Raw genomic sequence first — 25364 nt, 5'->3', positions numbered from 1 at the left:
CACTAATAATTCTATTATAACCTAACTTGATTAATTTAATGGTTCTATCTGTTACTGTTTTTAAAAAAAACACTGTAGATAAAGTATCTATAGTGTTTTTTTAATGAATCCTTTAGTTAAACTTTAAATCTCTTTTACTGCATCTTTTAAAAGTTTTCCAGCTTTAAAAGCAGGCGTTTTTTGAGCTGGAACAATAATTTCTTCACCAGTACGAGGGTTTTTACCTCTACGTGCTACACGGTGACGAACTTCAAAAGTACCAAATCCTGTAACAACTACTTTTTCTTCTTTCGCTAGAGTTTCTGAAACTACTTCTACAAATGCATTGACAACATTTTCTGCTTGAACTTGACTTGTTCCAGCTTTGTCGGCAACTAATGCAACTAATTCTGTTTTGTTCATTTTTAATCCTCCTATTAAAGATGTTTAAATTATATCATAATAAAGCCATCATTACAATAATATATTTTTTTAAGAATTATTCAACTGTTTCTGCTTTTAATTCTCTAGTTAGTAATAATTGGATACCTTCTTGAACAGTAATATTATTAAAGATTACATCATATGCAACTTCAATGATTGGTAATTCTATTTTATTTTTAATACATAAATCTTTAGCAGCTTGAATTGCACGTATACCTTCAACAACCATTCTAGATTCACTAATAACTTGATCTACTGGTATACCTTGACCAATTTTTAATCCTGCATTGAAGTTTCTTGAATGTGTACTTGAAGCTGTTACAATTAAGTCTCCAATACCAGTTAACCCAAATGCTGTTTCTTTTTTACCACCATAGTATACCACTACACGAACTATTTCTAATATACCACGAGTAATGAGTGCAGCTCTAGCATTTTCACCTAATCCATAACCAGTCATCATACCAGAAACGATTGCTATTGCATTTTTTATTGCGCCACCAACCTCGCAACCAATTAAGTCATCTGAGGTGTATACACGTAGGTATGAGTTATTAGAAAATAGATGTTGAACACTTTTTGCAAACCATTCGGTGTCACTTGCAGCTGTTAATACAGTTAATTTTCTTAAAATAACTTCTTCTGCATGTGAAGGACCTGTAAGTACTGCATAAGCACCTAACATTGAAGGTGAAATTTCATCATTTACAATTTCAGATACTCTTTTTAATGTTTCTGGTTCTATACCTTTTGATACATTAATAAAATATAGTTTTCTAGTAGCTAATTGATTGATTTGTTTTAATGATTCTCTCATAAATTTTGTTGGTACAGCAAGTACAATATAATCAGCAAAATCAAGTGCTTCTTTTAAATTAATTGTTGCTTTAATACCTTCAATTTTTATATCAAAAAACGAGTGTTCATTATGATTTATTTTGTCAACAGCTACTGGATTTACATCATAAACTAAGGTTTCATGTCCATTATCAGAAAGCACTTGAGCAAGTGTTGTTCCCCATGAGCCGCCACCTATAACACTAATCTTCATAGTTTTCCTTCTTTCTAAATACAAATTTTAGTGGTGTACCTGTTAAATCAAATACTTGTCTAAATTGATTTTGTAAGTATCTTTCATAACTAAAATGAATATACGATGGATCATTTACAAAAATTGCTATAGTTGGTGGTTTGACATCAATTTGAGTTGCATATGAAAACTTAGCTTTACCTTGATTAAAGATTGCAGGTGGATTCATAGCTACTGCATCTTGTAATGTATCATTAATTAGTTTAGTAGGTAGTTGTTTAGTAAAGTTTTCATATACTTCTTTTAATACTGGGAATATTGTATGTATTCTTTGATTTTCTTTGGCTGAGATAAATACGATTGGTGCATACGGAAGAAACTTAAATTCTTCTCTAATGTTTTCTTCGTATTTCTTCATCGTTTTACTATCTTTTTCTACACTGTCCCATTTATTAACAACAATGATACAACCACGCATATATTGCATGATATAACCTGCAACGTGAGCATCTTGTTCTTGTATACCTGTTTCAGCATCTAAAACTAGTAATGCAATATCACTTCGTTCAAGGGCTGTTAAAGCACGTAAAACAGAGTATTTATCTAAGTTTTCATAAACTTTTCCGCGTTTTTTTATACCTGCGGTATCAATTATTGTATATTTTTGTTTATCTTTTGTAAATGTTGAGTCGATTGCATCTGTTGTTGTACCCGATATATCAGATACAATAACTCTTTCTTCTCCAATGATTGCGTTAACTAATGAACTTTTCCCTACATTTGGACGTCCAATTACAGAAAAAGAAATGATACCTTTATCTTTTATTGGCTCTTCATCAACCATGTAGCTTAATGCTTTATCTAATAAATCACCTATTCCAATACCATGATGACTTGAAATTGCAATTGGATCAGAAAAACCTAATGCATAAAATTCAAATGCATTATTTGCATGTACTAAATCATCTATCTTATTTACGGCAACGATAACTGGTTTATCAGTTTTATAAAGCTGTTTGGCTATATAATAATCACCATCAGTTAAACCTACTAATCCATCAACAACAAAAATGATGACGTTTGCTTCGTCCATCGCTATTTCTGCTTGATGTTTAATTTGAGTTAAAAAAGGGGCATCGCCTATATCGATGCCACCAGTGTCTATTATACTAAAGCGCTTAGTTAACCACTCTGATTGAGCATAGATACGGTCCCTTGTGACACCCGCTACATCATCTGTGATAGAAAATCTCTCACCTAATATACGGTTGAAAAGTGATGATTTTCCAACATTGGGACGACCCACGATTGCTACAGTAAATGGCATCCTAAAACCTTCTTTTTATTTATTTTTTTTATTTAAATCGGAGAATAAATCACCTAAAGTGATATTTTCAGTATCTTCTGAATCTCCTAGATATTTTTCAAACTCTTGACGTTCTTGTGCATTTAACAAACGTTTAACTGATAATATTAATACCCAGTTTGCCTTATTAACTTCGATTACTCTTGCAAGAACTTCATCACCTTTTTGGTAGTGATCTTCTATATTTACCTTTGGATTATTATGAGCCTCATTTGTTGGTATTAAACCATCCACTGATTGATAAGATACATGTACACCATCTTTTTCAACAGATTCTACACGTACTGTAATATCTTCACCTTGACGTAGACTTAATTTAGCCCAAGGATTGTCTTCTAATACCTTTTTAGATAATGCTATTCTTTCTTTTTTAGCGTCCATATTTAAGATTGCAGCTTCAATCTCATCTCCAATTTTAATATATGAATCAAAATTATCTTTTGGATTCCATGAATATTCTGATTTATGTAATAAACCTTTGACATCTTGTTCTAACTCAACTAAAACACCAAATGGTAATTTTGAAACCACTTTTCCTTTAACAGTTTGTCCAACTTTATGAGCTTTAATGAATGCTTCATAAGGTGTAGGAAGTAGTGCCTTCATAGATAAATCTAGACGATTACCTTCTTTTTTTATTACCTTAACTTTAACATTTTCTCCAATTGTTAAAGCGTCTTCAATTTTTTCAATTCTATGGTGTGATACTTGAGAAATTCTTAACATACCTGATACATGTTGAAAACGTATAAATGCAGCATGTGCCTCAAATGATTCTACTGTTCCTTCAACAACATCACCAGTTTGAATTGTTTCTAATTCTTCTTGACGTTGTTCTTGACGTAATTGTTGTTCTTCAGCACGCTTTGCTTCAAAAATTGGTTTTCTTGTTGCAATTAATTTAGGTCTTTTACGATCCATTTTAAATTCTTCAACGAGTACAACTAAATTAGTACCTACTAGTTCTTCTTTTTTATCTTTAAGTTCAAAATCTAGTAATGAAAATGGTAAGAATAATTCAATACCTTCAAATGTTAATACTAAACCTTTTTCATTAAATGATTTAACAGTAGTTTCTATTTGAGTTTTTTCATTAAATGCTTTTTCAAGATTTTCAATATGCTTTTCGTGTAATAGTGGAAGTCTAGATAAAAGTATTGATGAGGTATGATCTTCTTCAACTACTTTCACAACTTTGGCGCGTACTTTATCGCCTACTTTTACAACTTTTCTAAGATCTGCTGGTGCAGGTTGGTCAAAGTATTCTGCATAGATTGTTCCTTCTGTTGCAGCATTAAAAGATAATAAGACTAAATTCTTTTTAACTTGGAATACTTCTCCTTCAATTACTTGTCCTTTTTTTGGGAATATAAAGTCATTCATTGATTGCTCCTTTTGCTGATTGTATCAGCTCTATTATTTTTTTTACTGACTGATTTACAGTTAAGTTTGTGGTATCTACGATGATTGCATCATCTGCTTTTCTTAATGGGGACTCTGCTCTTGATGAATCTTTATGATCACGAGTTGTAATTTCTTCAACTAATTTTTCAAGATCAACTTTGAATCCTTTTTTATGTTTTTCCAATTGACGACGTTTTGCACGTTCAACAACATCTGCTACTAAAAATATTTTTAAGTCTGCATTTGGAATAACTACCGTTCCAATATCTCTTCCATCCATTATAATATCACCAGAAGTAGAAAGGTTTTTTTGTATATCAACCATCTTTTTTCTAACATATGGAAAACTTGAAACTAAACTTACATTTTCTGTTACTTCTTTACTTCTTATATCATCTTCAACGATTCGATTATCTACATAGATTTGATCATCGTGGTAACTTATTTGAATGGTCTCTAAAAAATCATATTGAGATTCATCATTTAAGTTGATTCTTCGCTCAATGGCTAGCAAGGTAACTGCACGATACATTGCTCCTGTATCAACATGTGTCATCCCCAACTCTTTAGCAATCATTTTGCTAATAGTTGATTTGCCACTACCTGCTGGTCCATCAATGGCCACTTTAAATCCTGCCATGTTTTTCCTCCACACTACATTTTATTATACCATATTTTGTATGATTTGTTTTTCTTAGGATGTTCTGTATAAATATTTCACTTCATGTACTTTCAAATGTCTGTAAGATCCTCTTTGTACACCTTCTAGTGTTAATGAGTCAAATCTAATTCGAGTCATGTTTTTAACTTCGTGTCCTAATTTTTTAAACATTTCTTTAAGTTCTTTAGCTGATTCATTTGTAATAATTAGTTTAATTAAAGTTGATTGACTTTCTTTGTCAAGTTCAACAATACCAACATCAACAGGTTTAATAACTTTAGTTCCGATATTAACACCACGTTTAATTTCTCTTAAACGTTCTCTAATCATTACACCTTTTGTGCGAACAATATATTCTTTTTGAATACTAAAACTTTGATTTGTTAGCTTTTTAGTTAAGTCTCCATCATTGGTTAGAATTAGTAAACCAGCGGTATCGTATTCTAGTTTATGTACCGGATATAAACGTAATTGCTTATCATCAGGTGTTAGAAGGTCAAGTACATTTCTTCTTTTATGTTCATCACTTGTTGTTGATAAATATCCTGTTGGTTTATTCATTAGAATATATATTAGTGGTTCTTTTTGAATAGACTTATCATCAACAGTTATAACATCTTTGGAACTTACTTTAAAACCTAAAACATCAACTACTACGCCGTTGACTTTAACTCTTTTTTCTAAGATTAATATTTCTGCTTTACGTCTTGAGGCAATGCCTGCTTGTGCCAAGACTTTTGATAATCTTTCCATTATTTCACCCTAAATATTATAGCATGTTTTTTGCATGTTTATATAAAATTTATATGTTTTCAAAATAAAAAGACGATTAACGTCTTTTTAATTTAGTATTACAATAAATTATGCTCTAGATACATATGTACCGTTTGAAGTATTAACGATTATTTTTTCGCCTTCTTCTATAAACATTGGTACTTTAACTAAAAAGCCTGAAGCTAAAAATGCATCTTTCATCGCATTTGTTTTTGTATCACCTTTTACACCAGGTACAGTTTCTTTTACTTCTAATACTAATTTTTCAGGTAGGTTTACACCAATAATTTCAGTACCATAGAAGTTAATTTCAACTTCTAAACCTTCATATAAGAAGTTTAGTTCATAAGTAATTTGTGAAGCATTAATTTCAATTTGTTCATATGTTTCCATGTTCATGAAAACATGTGTTTCACCTGATGCATATAAATATTGCATTTTAATACGATCAATTATAGCTTTACTTACTTTATCGCCTGATTTAAATGTAATTTCTTGAATGTTTCCAGTTCTTAAATTTCTTAATCTAGTATTAATAATTGCACCACTACGCGCAGATTTAACATGTAAGAAATCTAAAATTACATAGATTTGTCCATCTACTTCAATAGTTAGACCTGTCTTAAATTCACTTGTTGAGACCATATCTTTTATTCTCCTTTTTTAAAAACCTTATTTATTTTACTTTAATTTCCTAAAATTATCAAGTATATATTCAATTGCTTCAATATAAGATTGTTCTTTTTTACCTAAAAATGATGCATCGCAAACATCTTTTATATAATTTACTTTACGAAATTCTTCACGCTCATTGATATTTGATAGATGTACTTCAACTTTTATTTTATTAAATATTTCAAGAGCATCTCTAATGGCTAGTGATGTGTGAGTGTATGCTGCAGGATTAATTATCAGTGCATCAGCTAAAGTTGTTTGAATGTAATCGATAATTTCTCCTTCATGGTTACTTTGGAAAAAATCAAAATTTATATCTTTAAAAGAATTTCTTATATAATCATTTAATTCATTTAAAGTCATTTTTCCGTAGTGAACAGGATCTCTTTTACCAAGCATGTTTAAGTTAGGACCATTAATAATTAATATATTCATAATTTAACACTTTCTTCAATGATATTAATAATATCATCGACCGTTTTTGAAATTGAATCATTATTTGATACGATCTTTTGAGCGAAACCTTGATATTTTAAGAATCTAATTTCATATAATTCTTCTAATGTTTTTTCTTTTAAAAGTGGCCTTGAATGGCTGTTTTTTAGTCTTTTTTCAATGGTTTCAAGTGGCGTATCAATATAAATAATTAATCCATTCATCAGTTTCTTATTTAATTTATTCATTACAATTCCACCGCCAGTTGATATAACGGCATCTTCATTAATTAAATCTATTAAAGCTTCAGATTCTAGTTCTCTAAACTTATTTTCACCATAAAATGAAAAGATCTCATCTATAAATATCATATGTTTTTCTTCAATATAGTTATCTAAATCAATAAATTTTTTATTAATATTTTGTGCTAGTTTTTTACCTATAGTTGTTTTTCCACTACCAGGCATACCAATTAAATAGATATTCAAGTTCGTTTTTCTCCTAAAAATTTAGTGACATCTTCATAGACTTTGATTAATAAATTATCATCTAATGCATTATATATATGTGGTGTCATTTGATTTAAAAACCATGTTTTTTGTCTTTTTGCAAAACGCATTGTTGATGTGATAATATTTTTCTTTGCATCTTCTAGGGAACATTCACCTAATAAATAAGATTTTAATTCACGGTATCCAATGATGTTTAATTCATAATTAATCAATGATTTTGTTTCTTCAATAAACCCATTTTCTAACATAGATTCTAATCTTTTTTCTAATCTAGTTCTTAGTAGGTCACGGTCTATTTCCAAATATATTAAATGGATATCATATAAGGGCGTGTTTTTATTTTGTTTATCACTTCTTTTTGAACCGTTAATTAGTTGTTTATATGCTGACTCAATTCTTCTAGGATTATTGATATCTATTATTGCTTTCGGATCATTTTTTTGAATAAAATCTATCATTTCATTTATTGTTTTTAAATCTGTATGAATTTGTTGTTCGAATTTATAATCGTACAATGCAGATTTTATATAAAGTCCACTTCCACCTACGATAATTGGTGTATTTATTTTTTCAATTAAATAACGAACATCTCTTTGGAAATCAAAAATTGTATAGTTTTCATCTAAGCTTACTTTGTCAATGAGATGATGATTAATATTTTCTTGTTCATTTTTAAGAGTTTTTGCTGATCCAATATTTAATTCTTTATAAATGCTGACAGAATCACCATTAATAACTTCTGCATTTATCATTTTTGCTAGTTGAATTGCTAATCGACTCTTTCCAGTACCTGTTGGTCCAACAATAGAAATTACTTTTCTCATACAATTCTCTTAAACATCTTTTCGATGTCTTGATTTGATAATTTAATAAGTACCGGTCGTCCGTGAGGACATGTATATGGATTATTACAATTTCTTAGGTCTGATTCTAATTTATTAATTTCATTTATTGAAAGTTGTTGATTTGCTTTGATTGCACCCTTACAAGAAATATCTTTTGCTAGTTGATTTCTTAATTCTTTTAAATCTATTTTTTGAGTGTTTTTTAATTGATCAATTACAGATTCAATAATTATATCTAGTTCACTATCTCTTAACCATGTAGGATGTGTAGTTAATTTTTCATCTTTAAATTCTAATCCAATTAAACGTAGCTTAGTACTATTTTGGCTCAGTATTTCATAATCTTTTGATGTAATGAATAAATCTTTAGGTACTAAAAGTTCATAATGATCACTTGAAAGTTTTGCTACGTTATTTTCATAATATTCATAGCGAATACGTTCAGCAGCTGCATGTTGATCCATCAAATATAAACCTTCATTATTTTGATAAAGTAAGTAAGTTCCTGAAAGTGTTCCAATGTATTCTAGATGTGGTAATTTCATGACTTCATTATTATTGTTATTATCTAATTGATCAAATGCCTGTTCTTGTAATTGATTATCTTCATGTGTTTGATTTGAAGCAAACTCAAATAAATCAATAATTTGAGGCTTAAATGCTTCTTTTTTAATTTCAGGAAGTGTTTGCCTAATAGGAAAGCTTCCACCTTCTAATGACTTTCTAACCTCAGGTGCTAGCATGAAAGAAAGCATTCTTTCATTAGCAAGTTTTACTTCCATTTTTTGTGGATGTACATTCACATCAACTAGACTTGGATCAATTGTTATGTAAAGTAAACTAATTGGAAATTTGTTTGTCATTAAAAATGTTGTATATCCATCAATAATCGCTTGAGATAACGCATAGTTTTTCACATATCTAGAGTTAATAAAAATGCTAACATCATTTCTTCTTGAACGAACATATTTAGGATCGATTAGATAAGCATCAATACCTATTTTTGATATTGTTGTATTTAAGTGTTTCATACCTTGCGTAATATTTTTACCATAAATTGATTCTAATAATTGGGGGATGTTGTTATTTCCAAGAGTTGATTTAATTAATTTTTGATCCATCATTAGTTTAAAACTAATATCAGGATGTGAAAGAGATAGGCGTTCAAAAATATCAGATATTGCATTTTTTTCGGCATATTCTGATTTCATATATTTAAAGCGCGCAGGTGTATTATAAAATAAACTAGAAACTTTAATTTTTGTTCCTTTATTAAGTGGTCTTGGACCTTCATCAACAATTTGATTATTTTCAAGTTTTAAATAATATGCATCAGTTTCTAATGTTCTAGATGTAATTTCTATTTGGGCCACAGATAAAATTGAGGGGAGAGCTTCTCCTCTAAATCCCAATGTATGGATATCGTTTAAATCTTTAATTTCACTAATTTTAGAGGTTGCATGACGTAGGAATGCTTTTTTTAAGTTATCTTTGGTCATACCATCACCATCATCGGTAACTATAATAGATTCTAATCCCATTTGATTAACTTCTATAACGATATTTTTAGCATTTGCATCGATTGAATTTTCTACAAGTTCTTTAATAACAGAGGCAGGTCTTTCGACTACTTCACCTGCAGCAATTGTATTTGCAAGCGCCATATCCATGACTTTAATATTTTTCATTTTTTAATCCTTTTTTAAATCTTTTAGAGCATTTTGTATGTATTTTAATTGTATCAGTGCTTCAACTGGTGTTAAATGATCTATATTAATATGATTAATTTGATCTAAGATGAGTTGAACATCCTTTGGAATAATACTATCGAGTTCTATCTTTTCTTCAAACATAAAAATGTTGTGGTCAAGTTGACTGGATTCTTTTTCTAACTTTCTAAGTAAAGTTTTAGCCCTTTTAATGATTGTTTCTGGTAGATGTGCGAGTGCTGCAACTTGAATACCATAAGATTTATCTGATGCACCAAGTTCTACCTGATGTAAAAATACCATGTGGTCTTTTTGTTCGATTGCTTTAACATGAAGATTTGTAACTAGTTCAAATTGTTTTTGTAATTTTGTAAGTTCGTGATAATGAGTAGAAAACATCATTTGTGCTTTAATGTTTGTGTGTACATATTCAATCATTGCTTGAGCAAGTGCAAGTCCATCATAAGTTGCTGTTCCTCTACCAATTTCATCAAATAAAATAAGTGAATTTTCTGTTGCCTTGGTTAATGCCTCATTTGCCTCAACCATCTCAACCATGAAAGTTGATTTACCACCGGCAATATCATCACTAGAACCAATCCTTGTAAATATCGCATCGTATATTGGTAGTACAGCTCTACTAGCAGGCACAAACATACCTGTTTGAGCCATTATTACGATCATAGCAAACATTCGCATGTAAGTTGATTTACCACTCATATTAGGACCAGTCAATATGAATATTTGATTAGGTTTCATTGTAATATGATTTGAGATAAATTCTGAATGTTGTTCTACAACTGGGTGTCTTGCACTTTCAATATCAACAAATCTTGTATTGTTAAGTTTTGGTCTAACATATTTATATATTTCTGCTACTTTAGCATGAGAAATGTATAAATCTATTTGTGCAATTGTTTGACTTAAAAACTGTAAAGTATGCACATGTTTTTTTGTTTCTTCTTTAAGCGATTGAAATATTTCATACTCTAAATTATCGCCTTTTTCTTTAGCATGTAATAATTTAGATTCCGTTTCCTTTAATGTCTCAGTAATATAACGTTCACTATTTGCAAGTGTTTGTTTTCTAATGTATCCAAAAGATTCATCTACAAATTGTATATTTCCTTTTGATATTTCGATGAAGTAACCAAAAACACGATTATAACCGACTTTAAGATTTTTAATGCCAGTTCTTTCTTTTTCCTCATTTTCAAATTTTTCTAACCAAAGATCACCATTTTTCGCTATTGATCTTAATTCATCTAATTCTTTATTATATCCATCTTTAATCATGCCACCTTCTTTAATTGTTAGTGGTGGTTCATCTGTAATTGATCGATCTAATAATTCGTATAGTTCTTCATGCAAATGAATTTCATTATTTAGTGAATCTACGAGTTTATTTTGATACATTGATAGTGCTTGTTTTAGTTTAGGTATCAATCCTAATGTATTTTTTAATTGTAGTAAGTCTCTTGCATGTGTTTGATTACTTGAAATACGCCCAACAAGTCTATTGATATCATAAATATCATTAAGTATTTCTTCTACTTTTGTACGAGGCTCATGTAATGAAAATGCCTCAATAAAGTCATATCTTTTTTCTAATGTTTCAACACTTTTTAGTGGATGAGTTAATTGATATCTGAGTAGTCTTGAACCCATTGCAGTATGGGTTTTATCAATCCAATATAACAATGTTGATTTAATTTGATTCGTAAATGATTCTGTAAGTTCAAGGTGTTCTAATACTTGATGATCAAGTCGCATGAAACTTTCAACTTTTACATGATTAAATGGCATTAAGTGATTGAGTTCAAGTTTACTTTCTTCATTTAAATAGTTAACAAGTATTGCTGCTGCTTCTTTAATTTCTTTGGTTTTTAAGTTTTTATATATTAAATGATTCTTGACTTCATTAATTGTATAAATTGTCATGAGTATTTGATTATTGTTTAGGTAATCAATTAAAAATGTATCTGATTTGTTACTTAAGATCATTTCTTTTAGTTTTAGATTTTTAACTTCATCAATTAAACTTGATTTGTTTAAACCATCAAGTATAAAAGTATCTCCTGTAGAAATATCAGCATAACTCAATATATATCCATATTCACTTAAAACCACAGATCCGATAAAATTAAATTCATTAGATGGTAATATACCATCATCAATTATCATTCCAGGAGTAATAAGTTGAACTACTTCACGTTCAACTAAGCCTTTACCTGGAGGAGTTGTTTGTTCAGCAATTGCTATTTTAAAACCTTTGGTAATGAGTTTTTGAATATATATTTTTGCTGCATGATATGGTATACCACACATAGGTACTGTTTGGCCAGCTTCTTTTTTTGTAAGTGCAATTTCTAGTACTTTTGATGCTGTAATAGCATCATCAAAAAACATTTCATAGAAGTCACCAAGTCTAAAAAAGACTATCGCATCCGCGTAGTCTTCTTTAATTTTTAAGTATTGTTGCATCATTGGGGTAAATTTTGTTATGTCTTTCACTTTTTAGAACTCCTTAAATTGATTATTTTTTAGAAGTATTGTGCCATGTCGTGTGATGAGCCAAAAAGTGGAATAATAATTTGATCTCTTAAGAATGGTCCAAGTATTGGAATATTTTCATACCCATATGTAAATTCTAATCGCCAAATGCCATATAAGATGACGAAGACTAAAAGTACAAATGTAATAATTGATAGTAGTACGACGCTGAACTTACTTCCTATTTTTTGCTTTTTAGTAGTTTTGGTTTCTGTGATTTTTTCAAGTGCTTCTGCCAAACGTTGGGTATCATTGGTTGCTTCATCATAGACTTTTTTAGTTTTTGTACCTATCGCAAGAAGTGCAATTAGTCCAGTTATTATAACACCAGAAAACAATGTGATAATACCCCAAAAGATTAAATATTTTCTCTTTAAGTTACTAAATAATGCAAATGTTGCGATAAGATTAATCACAGCAAAAGCAATTGATCCGTATTGTAGCATAAGAAGTTGTTCAGCTGTAAGTGTATTAACAAAGCTATTTGCCTCAATTAAAAACGGTGCGATAAGTAAGCCAAATGATAACAATGCTATCCAAATAAATCCAAGAGCAAAGATTAATGCAAAGAAACCTGCAAGTTTTGATAAACCCTTTCTTTGGTGATAAACTTTTTTGAATTTATTTTCTTCTTTTGGGTTTTGGGTTGCTGATTGGTATAAATCTTCTTCTGGTAAATCTAGTTCTTCGTCTGCAAGTAATTCTTTAATAATTAGTTCAGGGTTAATCATTACATCTTGAGAAACCACTTTTGCTTCATCTTTGATGTTTTGTGTTTGAACCTCTTCTTTTATAACTGGTTCTTGAACAACTGGTTGATTTTGAACTTGAACATTAAATTCTTTTTTATCAAAACTTTCAGCAAGTTTGATAAAAGCATCAGCAAGTTTATCAAATTGAGGTCGATAATCAATTTGTTCTGTCATAATCACTTGTTGTTGTACGACTTTTTCAGGTGCTACTGTTTCAGAGGTTTCTACTTGTGAATCAACATTTTCAACAATTACAGTTTCCTGTTCTTTTTCTACTACTTCTTCAGTTAACTCATATACATCTGATGATTCTGGTACAAAATAAGTAGATTTTGTTTCTTTAGCGTTGGCTAAAATATATTCAATAATTTCTTCTTTTTTTAATTCGGTTGATACTTTAATATCATGATCTTTAGCAAATCTTTCAAGCAAAATAATATTATTAGATTTTAACTTTTCTTCTAGCTGTTTATTTAGTTCACCACGTTCAGTTAATTTTTCTAAAATATAATCAAGCATTTCTTTTTTCTTTAAACGCTTAGGTATTGGTGCATTATATTTTTCACCAATTTTTCTAAGTTCTGTTAAAGTAGTTGCTTTATATACTACTGGTCTAAATTGATCTTGGGTTACACCGTCAATTTCACCATCTTCGTCATATAAAACTTTATCAAGTGCTAAATTAAAATTATTAGAAGTAGGACGCTTATTATTTTTATAAGCAACTTCTGATTCAGAAAATAGTCGATTCAAATCCGTATCTGATACACCTGCAGTTACCATATAGTTTAATAGAAGTCTCCAAAAAGATTGAATATAGTGATTATTTAAGGATGGACTATTATACCATTCCAAAAGATTTACTAATTGTGAATCAGTAAATTTGTTAAACCAAGTTAATCGGTATCCCATTTCATCGGCCAACGTTTTTCTTTCTTGAATAGTCTTTGCAACAGGTTCTTTTAATACATCTTTAAGTGCATTCATACGTAATTTTCTTGGCACACTTAAACCAATCGATTGTAAGAATTCTAATACATATGTTTCTGAGATAAATGATAAACGTTGTATTAAGTCAGAAACCTGATATTTACTATCTCTTGTGACGATTAATCCTTCTTTATTTATGATTGCCATTTAAATTTCCCCCTACATCTATTTATTAATTTTATTATATCACAGTAAGTTTTACATTATCAATTAAATCATTATTAAATAATATATCGAAAACTGCCTTAAATTAACATTTAATGTTATATTTGTGTCTCATCCAAATGTATTTTTTCTATTTTTCTTTTTGGACTTAATGTAAATAAAACCGCATTTAGCTGTCTTGGACCTTCTGCTACTTCATTTGGTCTACTTTGTCCATATATAAAACGGTCAATTATAATTTCTTTTTTTACACCAATAACACCTTCAAGTGGTCCAGTCATTCCTACATCTGAAATGTATAAAGTGCCATTAGGAAGTAATCTATCATCATTTGTTTGAATATGCGTATGTGTACCAACCATCATATCTACTTTACCATCTAAAAAATGTGCCATAGCAACCTTTTCAGATGTTGCTTCAGCATGAAAATCCAAAAACGAATAATCATATTTTTGGGTATCCAATATTTGCTTTACCATTTCAAATGGAGGTTCATTTTCCTCATTCATGAAGGCTTTACCTAATGCATTTATGATAAGAATTTTTTTATCATTATAGTTGATTATAGTGTACCCTTTTCCCATATTAGATCCGTCATTTATTGGTCTAATGATATTTGACCCGTCAATAAAATTTTTTAAATCAGGATTCTTCCATGTATGATTACCCATCGTAATAATGCTAATACCAGCATTCATTAGTTTTTTATATATTTTTTGGGTAATACCTCTGCCATTTGCAGAGTTTTCAGCATTTGCGAATATTAAATTGGGTTGGTATGTTTGTCTAAGAAATGGGATTTTTTCTATTAAGTAATCTATACCAGGATTACCATAGATATCCCCTATAAATAATATTTTCATATATCTATTATAAATGAAAAAGAGGCAAACTTGCCTCTTAAGTCATTATAATTATTATTTTGCAACATCAACAGCACGTTTTTCTCTAATAACAGTAACCTTAATGGTTCCTGGATAAGTCATTTGTGCCTCGATTTTTTCTTTTATTGAACGTGCTATATTAATTATGCCTAAATCATCTACCTTATCAGGAAGTACCATTACACGTACTTCACGACCAGCTTGGATAGCATAGGCTTTATCAACACCTTGAACTTCATTAGATATTTCTTCTAATTGAGTTAGACGTTTCATATATGAATCCATAGATTCTGATCTTGCACCAGGGCGTGCTGCAGATAAAGCATCTGCTGCTGCAACTAATACAGCAATAATTGATTCTGGTTCTTGATCACCATGGTGAGATGCAATAGCATCAATAACTTCTTTTGGTTCTTTATAACGTGACATTAATTCAACACCTATTGTAACGTGAGAGCCTTCAACTTCATGATCGATTGCTTTCCCAATATCGTGGAATAGTCCTGCACGTCTTGCAAGCATTTCATTTTCTCCAATTTCAGCTGCGAGTTTACCTGCTAGGAACGCTACTTCAATCGAATGTTTTAAAACATTTTGTCCGTATGATGTTCTAAATGTCATACGTCCTAATAATTTTATAATGTCTGGATGTACTTTTCCAACACCTGTTTTAAATACTGCTTCTTCACCAGCTTCACGTATAAACATGTCAATTTCAGTACGAGCACGTTCTACAACTTCTTCAATACGTCCTGGATGGATTCTTCCATCTTGAACGAGAATTGTAAGTGCACGTTTTGCAACTTCTCTTCTAACCGGATCAAATCCAGATAATACAACTGCTTCTGGGGTATCATCAATAATTAAGTCAACACCTGTTAGTGCTTCTATCGTACGTATATTTCGTCCTTCTTTACCGATGATTCTACCTTTCATATCTTCATTAGGAATTTCAACAACTGTAACTGTTCTTTCAGATGTTGTTTCAGCTGCATATTTTTGCATAGCAAGTGCAAGTAACTCTTTACTCTTGTTTTGTACAATTGCTTTTGCATTTTCTTCTTCTTCACGTATATAAGCCGCGATTTCATTTGATATTGAATCTCTTACTTGAGCCATTATCAACTCTCTTGCTTGCTCTTTGGATAGCGCTGAAATAGCAGCAAGTTTTTCTTCTTGTTCCTTTACTAATTCTTCCACTTTGCTATATTGGATATCAAGTTGTTCTTTACGTTCGTTGTGTTTTTCTTCTTTTAAGTCTAAATTAGATTCTCTTTTATCTAAGTACTGACTTCTATTATTCAAAGCAGTCTCTCTTTGAGAAACTTTCTCTTCAAGATTCACAACAATTTGACGTCGGTCTTTTATATCTTCATCAAATTCTTTACGTAAGGTTAGAATTTCTTGTTTAGCTTCAAAAACAAGTTCTCTTTTTGTTTTTTCAGCTTCTTTTTTTCCATCTTCAATAATACGTTCAGCTTCTTCTTTAGCTAAACGAATACTTTTCTCATGATGAGCTACACGAATAAAGTAGCCTATTACCGCTGCGATAACCGCAGCCACAATGATTAGCAAAATGAAGGTAATTAATGCAGGAGTGTCAACATTAAACATAATGTTAAACATATCTGTAACCTCCATATTTAGTTTTAACTTTTAATTTAGTAATAATCAAAAATTAGTAGGATGTATTATTTACATCTAATTTATTATAACTTTTATTTCGTTTTTAGTCAATGAAAAGTAGTCATCATTTATTTCATTATTATTACCATATTAATATTTATACTTATATTAAAAATCATTGATTTTTTGATTTTTTTCTTTAATATATTGTAATTTATTTTAAACTATTCTTGTTTTATGATTTAAATATTAACTTAATTTATAGTATAATGATACAGAGTAACTAACTAAAGGAGATTTGTACATATGGTACCAGCACACAAACCAAGTTCTAAATTCGGGAAATGGTTATTAAAATATCGTTTAAAATTAATTTTATTTTCATTTCTAGTAATTATCCCCATCATATTTGTTGTCTCACTATATCTTGGAGATTACTTAAGAAATAAAAATGTCATATTTGATGAAACTAAAATAACAAATTTTAAGTCAACTTCACTTATTCAAGAAGATTTGACAAATCATGATGTTATTCAATTACACACAGATGATGTTGTAATAGAAATTAAATTAATCAATTATAATTATATTAATTATTATGATGAAACTGATGGTAAATTTGTATTTAAAACACGTTATTACGAAAAAACAAATAAAACTATTAATAATTTAAAGGTTGATTTAGTAATCCAAACAGATTGGATTAATGCAAAATCCATACAACAAAACATACCTACAACAAAGACATTTGGATCAGATAAAAGTATATCTTTTAATCATGTTCTGCCACAAAAGCCTTTATTATTTATCAGTGTTAATCATCCTAACTTATATGTTAAAGTCTCATACAACTTAAGTTTGCCACTTGATCAAGTAGAAAGTAAAACACATTATTTCAAGACATATCTTGGTGATGTTACACCAACAACAATAACTGACTTAGAAAACAAATAAATTATCACTAAAATAAAAAGTAAGCTTATGGGATTAAATTATAATCACTTATCATAAGCTTACTTTTTTTAATTAACAGATTTCATTTGAGACTTATAAATATTTGCATATTTTTGATTCAAACTTAGAAGTTGTTCATGTGTACCTTCTTCTATTTTATAACCATTTTCTAATACAACAATCTTATGAGCATGTTTAATCGTTGATAGCCTATGAGCAATAACAATTGTTGTTCTTCCTTCTTTAACTTTGTTTAGAGCATTTTGAATTAGTGTTTCAGTTTCTGTATCGATGTTGGCTGTAGCCTCATCCATAATAAGTATAGAAGGATCATGTACAACCGCTCTAGCAAAACTAATTAACTGTTTTTCTCCGACAGATAAATTTCCCCCACCACGGAAAAGTGGTGCATTAATACCTTCTGGCAACTTGTCAATCATCGGACCACCACCAATGTCTCTCAATACCTTTTCTATGTGACTATCGTCTATATCTTTACCAAAAGCTATATTACTTTTAATTGTACCTTTATAAATCATTGGATCTTGTAGAATCATTCCAATATGATATCTATATGTTCTTTTAGAGTAATTCATGATATCAACATCATCAATTAAGATTTGACCACTATCACCGTCTTTAAAATCATAAAACCTTAATAATAAATTCATCATTGTGGATTTACCACTACCAGTATGGCCTACAATTCCAAGCATTGTATTTGGTAGAATTTCTAGACTTACACCAGATAATACTGGACTATCCTTAACATAAGAAAAATGTATATCTTTAAACTCTATATGCCCTTTAAATTTAGGTATGAGTTCAAAACTATCATCTTCTTGCTCAGAATCAATTATTGTAAATATTCTATCTGTTCTAACTAGTGCCAATTGTAAATTACCAAACTCTCTAAATAACACAGAAACCGGTTCAATAAGTCTTGATAGATAATCATTATATGCATAAATTGTGCCCGCTGTCATCATATAATTGGCAACGGTTAAACTTTTAAATCCAAAATAACCGATAACAAAAGCAGTTACTAAAAATCCAATTAGCCTTATTAAATTCCATCCAATTGTTAAATGAAGTTTTTGTTCTTTTAATTGTTCTCTACGATAAGTATTTGAAATTTCCTCAAATTCTTTTTCAGTATTTTCTTGATAATTAAATATTTGTAAAATATTAACACCATTAATAATTTCATTGAGTTGAGCAGTAATCATTGATGCTGCTTCACTTACTTTTTGAGCTATTTCATTTAAATTTCTTATAAAAATCTTAAGCCAAATATAAATTAATGGGAATAATAAGAATGTTAGAATCGCTAAATTCGAATCTAAATAAAACATTCCTATATAAGCAAATATTACACTTAAAGATGCATTAAATAATAAATTCATTAATGTAGAAAATAAATTTATCATACCATTTACATCTGTAATAATTCGATTAGCCACCTTACCAGCAGGTTCATATTCAAAATATGACATCGGCATATTTTGAAGTGCCCTAACCGCATCTAATCTTGCATCTCTAACCACATTCATCGTGATATAGGCAGTCGAAATACGTTGAATAAATAAGAATATAATGTTAAAAACATATCTAACTATTAGTAATATTAATAGAATCAATACTGGTTCAAAAAATGGTTGATAAAAACTACTAACTTCTTTTCCACTTAATACTTTTGCATCATATGTATATGTTAATCCATCATTTGTAGATATAGTTAGTATACCTTCATTAGAATTTAAGGATTCATAATTTTGGCTACCAATTTGAATTTCACCATCAATTACTAAATATTTACCATTGATAATGACAATAGTTAATTGATTACCATCAACATTATCTTGTGTGTAATATTTATTGTTATAGTTAACACCAGAGCTATTTGTAGTTTCATACCATGGTTTTGTTATACCAACAAGTTGATCATCTAAAATAGAACGTACAATAAGTGGTGCTAGCAAACCCAATATTTGAACAACTAACATACTAATTATTGAGATTGTAAGTAACTTCTTATATTTTCTAATATAACGCCATACTTTTTTAAATTGTTTCATATCTTAATCTACCTAGTTCATTTTCATTTGTTGGTTATATTGTTCATAGTACCAACCTTTTTTCTGCATTAACTCTTCATGGTTACCGGATTCTACAATCCTACCCTGCTGTAAGACTATAATTAGATTTGCTTCTCTAACTGCAGAAAATCGGTGTGCAACAATGATATTGGTTTTACCAGATCTAAATGTTTTTAACTGTCTTAAAATGTTTTCTTCTGTATTGGCATCCACAGCCGATAAAGAATCATCAAGTATGAGAATTTGAGGGTCCTTTATGAGTGCACGAGCAATAGATAATCTTTGCTTTTGTCCACCTGATAAGGTAGTTCCACCTTCTCCAACCTTGGTCTGTATACCATGTGTCAAATAACCTAAATCCTTTTCAAAATCAGCAATCTTTATTGCCAAGTTTAATTGATCAATTGTTGCTTGAGGATTACCAATTAGAATATTATCAGTTACTTTTCGTCTAAATAAAATATGTGATTGTGGTACATATCCTACTATTGTTCTAATATCTTTTGTAACATATTTTTTAATATTTTTATTATCAATTAATATGTCACCCTCAGTAACGTTAAATTCTCTTAAAAGCTGTCTTACGAGTGTTGATTTTCCACTACCTGTTGGTCCAACAATACCAATTGTTTCACCTTTTTTTATAGTAAGATTTATTTGATCTAATGTTGGATTTTCATCCATAGGAAACTTAAATCCAACATTCTTAAATTCAATTTGTTTAAAATCTATAATGGGTTCAGCAACAATATCATCCTTAACTTTTGGTTCAACCTTCATAATTTCATCAAATCTATCGACTGCAACTGTTGCATTATTAATATGTTGGAATACACCTGATATTGAAATAATTGGTCCATATAATATTCCTAAATATGATATAAAGATAACTAGTTGTCCAACCGTCATTTTTTGATTCATTATAAAGTAGGCACCAAAAACAAATGCTAATATATATGCAATTGCATATACACTTTCAAAAAGTGGTGCCAATCTATTTTCATAATTAATAATGACACGCCATGAATTGATATCATTATTTATTACACGTTTTTGTTCTTTAAGATCATTTTCTTCTTGTACATAAGCTCGAATTGTCTTTTGACCTTCCACAGATTCTAATATTTTTTCTGTCATTTCAGAAAATATTACTCTATGCTTTTTTACGTATTCACGTTTTCTAACACGAATGATATTTAAAATTGTAATTCCAATTGGCATGATAGTAACTGATAATAATGTAAGCTGCCATGATATAGTTGTAGCCATAATTGTGATTGCTATCATTATTAAACCACTATTAAATATAATACCTTCTAAAATAGAGGTTGCAGCAACAGTTATCATATCTAAGTCTGATGTTGCTCTAGTTATCAAATCACCTTTTTGAAATCTTTCATAAAATTCGGCATCCATAGAAAACAATTTTCTTAAGTAAATTTTCCTGAATTCAAATGCTAATTTTTGAGACGTTTTATTAACTGTATAATTATAAATTAATGAAGATACGTATCTAAATATAGGAAAAATTACTAAAGCACTACCAATTAAAATAAGTGATTGCCAAGTTAAAGTTTTTGAAACTATTACATCAATTGCAATCCCTAAAATGTATGCAGGTGTTAAAGATAAAAGCGCAATAACTATCAAAAAAATAAGCATCATTATATAGCTTTTCCACTCTCTTTTTATAAACCAACTAATTTTCTTAATAATATTAATCATCTTAACCTCTATATATTTATGTAATAAATTATTAACTACTATTATACGCTTTTTAAATAAAAAATGAGGATGTTATCCTCATTTTATTGATTATGTAAAAATTTATGAAAGTTTTACTGTTTTATTTCAAATTGTAATGAACACGAACCTTTTTTTCTAGTTCATTAAGCAACTCTGGTTTTGATTCTAGATACTGTCTGGCGTTGTCTCGTCCTTGACCAAGTTTTTCCTCACCTATATTGTACCAAGCACCTGATTTATTAATTAAATCAATTTCTGTTGCAAGATCTAAAATTTCTCCACTTCTTGAAATACCTGTACCATACATTATATCGACTGTTGCAATCTTTAGTGGTGGAGCAACTTTAGATTTAACGACTTTTACATTTGAACGTATACCAATTAAGTCACTACCACTTTTTATAGCCTCAGCACGTCTTATCTCTAATCTAACTGATGAGAAAAACTTAAGTGCACGACCTCCTGGAGTTGTCTCTGGATTACCAAACATAATTCCAACTTTTTCTCTAATTTGGTTGATAAAAATAGCTACTACATTTGATTTAGAAATAACACCTGACATTTTACGCATAGCTTGAGACATCATTCTAGCTTGTAATCCAACATGATTAGCAGACATATCCCCTGCAATTTCTTGTTCAGGAACAAGTGCTGCTACTGAGTCAATGACCACCATATCTACAGCACCAGTCTTAATTAGAGCCTCAGCTATATCTAATGCTTGCTCACCTGTATCGGGTTGAGATAAAATTAAATTATTTAAATCTACCCCTAATGATTTGGCATAGTTTGGATCAAGTGCATGTTCAGCATCAATAAATGCAACCGTACCACCATTTTTTTGTGCACTGGCCATTGCATGTAATGTAAGTGTTGTTTTACCACTAGATTCAGGTCCATAAATCTCTATAATACGGCCTCTAGGGTATCCACCAATACCCAAAGCAATATCTAGTGCAATTGATCCACTAGGAATTGCCTCAATTGAATGATCGCCTTCATCACCTAACTTCATAATAGAACCTTTACCAAATTGTTTTTCAATTTGTTTTAAAGCGAGTTCCAACGCTTGTTGTTTTTTATTATCACTCATAATGAATCATCATTCCTCCTATAATATAGTAGTAATATTTTAAATTTTTGACTTTTATTTTGTTATACACTTTCAAGTATAATATCTTTATTTTTATAAATATAATCAAAACCTGAAATAATTGTAAAGAAAATTGCTACATAATAAATAATGTTTGTTATCCAAACTAAATTTGGCTCAACTAAGTTTAATCCAAAATCATTGAATAAAAATAATATAATTGCAACCATTGTAGTTACTGTCTTATATTTACCTAAGTTACTAGCTGCTATTACTTTATTATTTTCAACCGCTATTAAACGCACACCAGTGACTAAAAACTCTCTAATTAATATAATCATAACACCCCAAATACCTACACGATCAGGCATTTGAATCATTAAATAAAGTAATGCAGTAAAGACTAAAACCTTATCAGCAATTGGATCTAGAAACTTACCAAATGTGGTAATTTGATTATACTTCCTTGCAATATAACCATCAAGAAAGTCAGTTAGACTTGCTACTACAAAAAGTGATGCAAAAATGATTTCTTGTACATTCATATTTAAAAAATTCGTATTTATCTTCAAACTATCTACATATAAAACCAAAATCATTATCGGTATTATAAGTATTCTGAGTATTGTTAATTTATTTGCTGTTGTCATCTATTTATCCTATCTTGAATATTTTATCATAATTCATTAAATGTTATTGCTTTTATGTGTTTGTTTTGGTAAAATGATATGTGCTTATTTAGGAGGTGAATTTGTGGCTAATATTAAATCTCAAATCAAAAGAAACAAAACGAATGAAAAACGTCATCAAGCAAACGTAGCTTTCAAGTCTTCATATAAAACTGCAGTTAAAGCAGTTCGTGCAGCTGTAGAAGCTAAAGATAAAGACCTTGCATTAACTAAATTGTCATTTGCTCATAAGAAATTGGACAAAGGACAAGCTAAAGGAATTTTCCATAAGAACTTTGTTGCGCGTCATAAGTCAGCGTTAGCAAGTCTTGTAAACTCCTTATAATAGACACCTAATAGGTGTTTTTTATTTGTTCTTTTTCAATTTCTCTATAACCATTAAACCCTTGTGCTACTAATTTGATATTATTAAAGAAATATTCTCTATTTGGTAGTCCATACTTTTTATTATATCCAAGTACGTTTACATAAATTTTTAAGTTATTTTGTTCATTTGCTAACATTTTTAATACTTCGAATGTAGCTTTAGCATCTTCACTTGCTCTATGAGCATTTTGATTAATTAAATTAAACGTAGTAACAGCACTTTCTAGTTTGTGAGGATATGGGTAACGATCTTTATAAACTGCCATACAATCTAAAATATCATTTTTTATTAAATGTCTTGGATTTACATACATTTGATATAGTGCACTTAAAAAACCAATATCAAAAGCTAAATTATATGCAACAAGCAGTGTATCTTCAGAAATCATACTATCAAGCTTTCTAAATGCAGATTCTTCATCTATTCCATCTTTTTCTAGCATTTCATTTGTAATACCAGTTAAATTTGAAATGAAATCCGTGATTGGCTTATCTTGTTTAATTAATAAATTTACTTCTTCTTTGATGATATATGTATCATCTTTTTTTTCTAATAATACTGCACCTATTTCAATTACTTTATCTCTTTTTGGATAAAGCCCTGTTGTTTCAAAGTCAAAAACAAGTATTTCTTTATAATCTAATATCATGGTAATCTCCTTAATAGTAACAATTCAATTCCTAATTTATCATCTTTATTGCCACTTTTAATATCTACATCAAGTTGTGCCAAACTTTTAATTAGATGTTCTAAATCAGCCTTTCTTTGCTGTTTAGCTTCCTTAATTAGATGATATGCTCTACCTGTTGACACTCCAAGGCTCGAAGCAATTGTTGTCTGATTTAATCCTTCATCAATTAATTTTTTTGTTTGTAAAATTAAATTAATTGTATTGTACAAATGACTAAAAATCATACTAGGTTGCATTTTTGTTGTTAGTAAATCTTCATAAATTTGAATACAAATTCTAATGTTTCCTTTTAGATATGCTGTGGAAAATGCAAATATATTATCTTCTAGATTTCTGGTTACTAATAATTCAACATCTTCTTTTTTTATAGACTTATCTTCAAGAGCGTATGTTTTTATTTTTTGTGCTTCTTGATTTAATAAAAAAAGATCATTTTGCGTACGCTCAAGCAGTGTAACAATTGCATCATGTTCAATATAATAACCTTCTTCAGTAAATTTATTAAGTATATATTGTTCTAATGCTTTGCCCTCTAATTGATCTATTGTTTCTATAAATGCATATTTAGATAAATATGTTTCAATGACATGATTTTTTGGTAGTGTAATTGCACTAAGTATTAATACTATATCATCACTTGGTTTTTCTAAATACTTTAAGAAGATGGTTAATTGGTTTTCATCAAATCTATTTAAACTATCAACATTTTCAATAATTACCATTTTTAACTCACTAAAAAATGACACAGTTTGAAGTTCTTGATTTATAACATCAATATCAGAGTCTAGTGCATCAATTTTAATTAAGTTAAATTCATTTATTTTAAATTGTTCTTGATAAACTTTGATTTGTTCATTAATCAAAAATGCGGATTGGCCAATTAATAAATAGATAGATTCCATAAGTTACCTCACTATATAT

General features: G+C 29.4%; 23 protein-coding genes. 2 read left to right on the top strand and 21 right to left on the bottom strand.

Annotation, left to right across the window (positions count from 1 at the left end):
* Positions 1 to 123: 123 nt before the first annotated feature.
* From G324_RS0101515 to rny, 15 genes are all read right to left on the bottom strand, one after another.
* Positions 124 to 402 carry an HU family DNA-binding protein gene (locus tag G324_RS0101515; RefSeq protein WP_025724638.1) on the bottom strand — a complete coding sequence of 93 codons (279 nt, stop codon included), beginning with the start codon at positions 400 to 402 and terminating at the stop codon, positions 124 to 126.
* A 76-nt stretch (positions 403 to 478) separates the two neighbouring features.
* Entirely contained in the window at positions 479 to 1474 is a 996-nt protein-coding gene (locus tag G324_RS0101510) for an NAD(P)H-dependent glycerol-3-phosphate dehydrogenase (RefSeq protein WP_025724637.1), read from the bottom strand.
* The gene (der, locus tag G324_RS0101505; RefSeq protein ID WP_025724636.1) at positions 1464 to 2780 is read right to left on the bottom strand and encodes a ribosome biogenesis GTPase Der; all 1317 of its coding nucleotides are present in this window, start codon (positions 2778 to 2780) and stop codon (positions 1464 to 1466) included. Before der ends, G324_RS0101510 begins: the two co-directional genes overlap by 11 nt.
* Positions 2781 to 2795: 15 nt before the next feature.
* Entirely contained in the window at positions 2796 to 4202 is a 1407-nt protein-coding gene (locus G324_RS0101500) for a S1 RNA-binding domain-containing protein (protein ID WP_025724635.1), read from the bottom strand.
* On the bottom strand, positions 4195 to 4863 hold the full coding sequence (gene cmk, locus G324_RS0101495; RefSeq protein ID WP_162146798.1) for a (d)CMP kinase: 669 nt from the start codon (positions 4861 to 4863) through the stop codon (positions 4195 to 4197). Before cmk ends, G324_RS0101500 begins: the two co-directional genes overlap by 8 nt.
* Positions 4864 to 4917: 54 nt before the next feature.
* Positions 4918 to 5637, bottom strand: a complete 720-nt coding sequence (locus G324_RS0101490; RefSeq protein ID WP_025724633.1) for a pseudouridine synthase — start codon at positions 5635 to 5637, stop codon at positions 4918 to 4920.
* A gap of 108 nt (positions 5638 to 5745) precedes the next feature.
* Positions 5746 to 6303, bottom strand: a complete 558-nt coding sequence (gene efp, locus G324_RS0101485) for an elongation factor P (protein WP_025724632.1) — start codon at positions 6301 to 6303, stop codon at positions 5746 to 5748.
* A 36-nt stretch (positions 6304 to 6339) separates the two neighbouring features.
* The gene (locus G324_RS0101480; RefSeq protein WP_025724631.1) at positions 6340 to 6768 is read right to left on the bottom strand and encodes a type II 3-dehydroquinate dehydratase; all 429 of its coding nucleotides are present in this window, start codon (positions 6766 to 6768) and stop codon (positions 6340 to 6342) included.
* Entirely contained in the window at positions 6765 to 7256 is a 492-nt protein-coding gene (locus G324_RS0101475; RefSeq protein ID WP_162146797.1) for a shikimate kinase, read from the bottom strand. The genes G324_RS0101480 and G324_RS0101475 overlap by 4 nt, the downstream gene beginning before the upstream one ends.
* A complete protein-coding gene (gene miaA / locus G324_RS0101470) occupies positions 7253 to 8104 on the bottom strand; it encodes a tRNA (adenosine(37)-N6)-dimethylallyltransferase MiaA (RefSeq protein WP_162146796.1) in 852 nt (283 codons plus the stop codon). The genes G324_RS0101475 and miaA overlap by 4 nt, the downstream gene beginning before the upstream one ends.
* Positions 8101 to 9813, bottom strand: a complete 1713-nt coding sequence (mutL, locus tag G324_RS0101465) for a DNA mismatch repair endonuclease MutL (protein WP_162146795.1) — start codon at positions 9811 to 9813, stop codon at positions 8101 to 8103. The genes miaA and mutL overlap by 4 nt, the downstream gene beginning before the upstream one ends.
* Before the next feature lie 3 nt (positions 9814 to 9816).
* Positions 9817 to 12348 carry a DNA mismatch repair protein MutS gene (gene mutS / locus G324_RS0101460; RefSeq protein WP_035357028.1) on the bottom strand — a complete coding sequence of 844 codons (2532 nt, stop codon included), beginning with the start codon at positions 12346 to 12348 and terminating at the stop codon, positions 9817 to 9819.
* 29 nt (positions 12349 to 12377) lie between these two features.
* Positions 12378 to 14276 (bottom strand): ring-infected erythrocyte surface antigen domain-containing protein, encoded by a 1899-nt coding sequence (locus tag G324_RS0101455; RefSeq protein ID WP_025724626.1) that lies wholly within the window; start codon positions 14274 to 14276, stop codon positions 12378 to 12380.
* A gap of 116 nt (positions 14277 to 14392) precedes the next feature.
* The gene (locus G324_RS0101450; protein ID WP_025724625.1) at positions 14393 to 15157 is read right to left on the bottom strand and encodes a TIGR00282 family metallophosphoesterase; all 765 of its coding nucleotides are present in this window, start codon (positions 15155 to 15157) and stop codon (positions 14393 to 14395) included.
* A gap of 54 nt (positions 15158 to 15211) precedes the next feature.
* Positions 15212 to 16792: a ribonuclease Y gene (gene rny, locus G324_RS0101445; protein WP_084027037.1), complete on the bottom strand. Its 1581-nt coding sequence runs from the start codon at positions 16790 to 16792 to the stop codon at positions 15212 to 15214.
* 318 nt (positions 16793 to 17110) lie between these two features.
* On the opposite strand from rny, the gene G324_RS0101440 reads away from it, so the two are divergent.
* Complete coding sequence (locus G324_RS0101440) at positions 17111 to 17758, top strand: hypothetical protein (protein WP_025724623.1); 648 nt, start codon at positions 17111 to 17113, stop codon at positions 17756 to 17758.
* 68 nt (positions 17759 to 17826) lie between these two features.
* Here the strand turns inward: G324_RS0101440 and G324_RS0101435 are convergent, their stop codons facing one another.
* From G324_RS0101435 to pgsA, 4 genes are all read right to left on the bottom strand, one after another.
* Positions 17827 to 19836, bottom strand: coding sequence for an ABC transporter ATP-binding protein (locus G324_RS0101435; protein ID WP_025724622.1), 2010 nt, complete (start codon positions 19834 to 19836; stop codon positions 17827 to 17829).
* A 12-nt stretch (positions 19837 to 19848) separates the two neighbouring features.
* Positions 19849 to 21582 carry an ABC transporter ATP-binding protein gene (locus G324_RS0101430; protein WP_025724621.1) on the bottom strand — a complete coding sequence of 578 codons (1734 nt, stop codon included), beginning with the start codon at positions 21580 to 21582 and terminating at the stop codon, positions 19849 to 19851.
* A 121-nt stretch (positions 21583 to 21703) separates the two neighbouring features.
* Positions 21704 to 22696, bottom strand: a complete 993-nt coding sequence (gene recA / locus G324_RS0101425; RefSeq protein ID WP_025724620.1) for a recombinase RecA — start codon at positions 22694 to 22696, stop codon at positions 21704 to 21706.
* A 62-nt stretch (positions 22697 to 22758) separates the two neighbouring features.
* Entirely contained in the window at positions 22759 to 23346 is a 588-nt protein-coding gene (gene pgsA / locus G324_RS0101420) for a CDP-diacylglycerol--glycerol-3-phosphate 3-phosphatidyltransferase (protein ID WP_025724619.1), read from the bottom strand.
* A gap of 103 nt (positions 23347 to 23449) precedes the next feature.
* Here pgsA and rpsT point away from each other — a divergent pair, with 103 nt between their 5' ends.
* Positions 23450 to 23710, top strand: a complete 261-nt coding sequence (gene rpsT / locus G324_RS0101415; protein WP_025724618.1) for a 30S ribosomal protein S20 — start codon at positions 23450 to 23452, stop codon at positions 23708 to 23710.
* 7 nt (positions 23711 to 23717) lie between these two features.
* Here the strand turns inward: rpsT and G324_RS0101410 are convergent, their stop codons facing one another.
* Positions 23718 to 24401, bottom strand: coding sequence for a 3'-5' exonuclease (locus G324_RS0101410; protein WP_025724617.1), 684 nt, complete (start codon positions 24399 to 24401; stop codon positions 23718 to 23720).
* Entirely contained in the window at positions 24398 to 25345 is a 948-nt protein-coding gene (holA, locus tag G324_RS0101405; protein ID WP_162146794.1) for a DNA polymerase III subunit delta, read from the bottom strand. Before holA ends, G324_RS0101410 begins: the two co-directional genes overlap by 4 nt.
* Between the last annotated feature and the right edge of the window lie 19 nt (positions 25346 to 25364).

The sequence above is a fragment of the Acholeplasma granularum ATCC 19168 genome (assembly GCF_000526235.1).
In the GTDB taxonomy this organism is placed as follows: domain Bacteria; phylum Bacillota_I; class Bacilli_A; order Acholeplasmatales; family Acholeplasmataceae; genus Acholeplasma; species Acholeplasma granularum.
The sequence above is the reverse complement of the archived record's forward strand: the minus strand, read 5'-3'. Positions and strand labels throughout refer to the sequence as shown.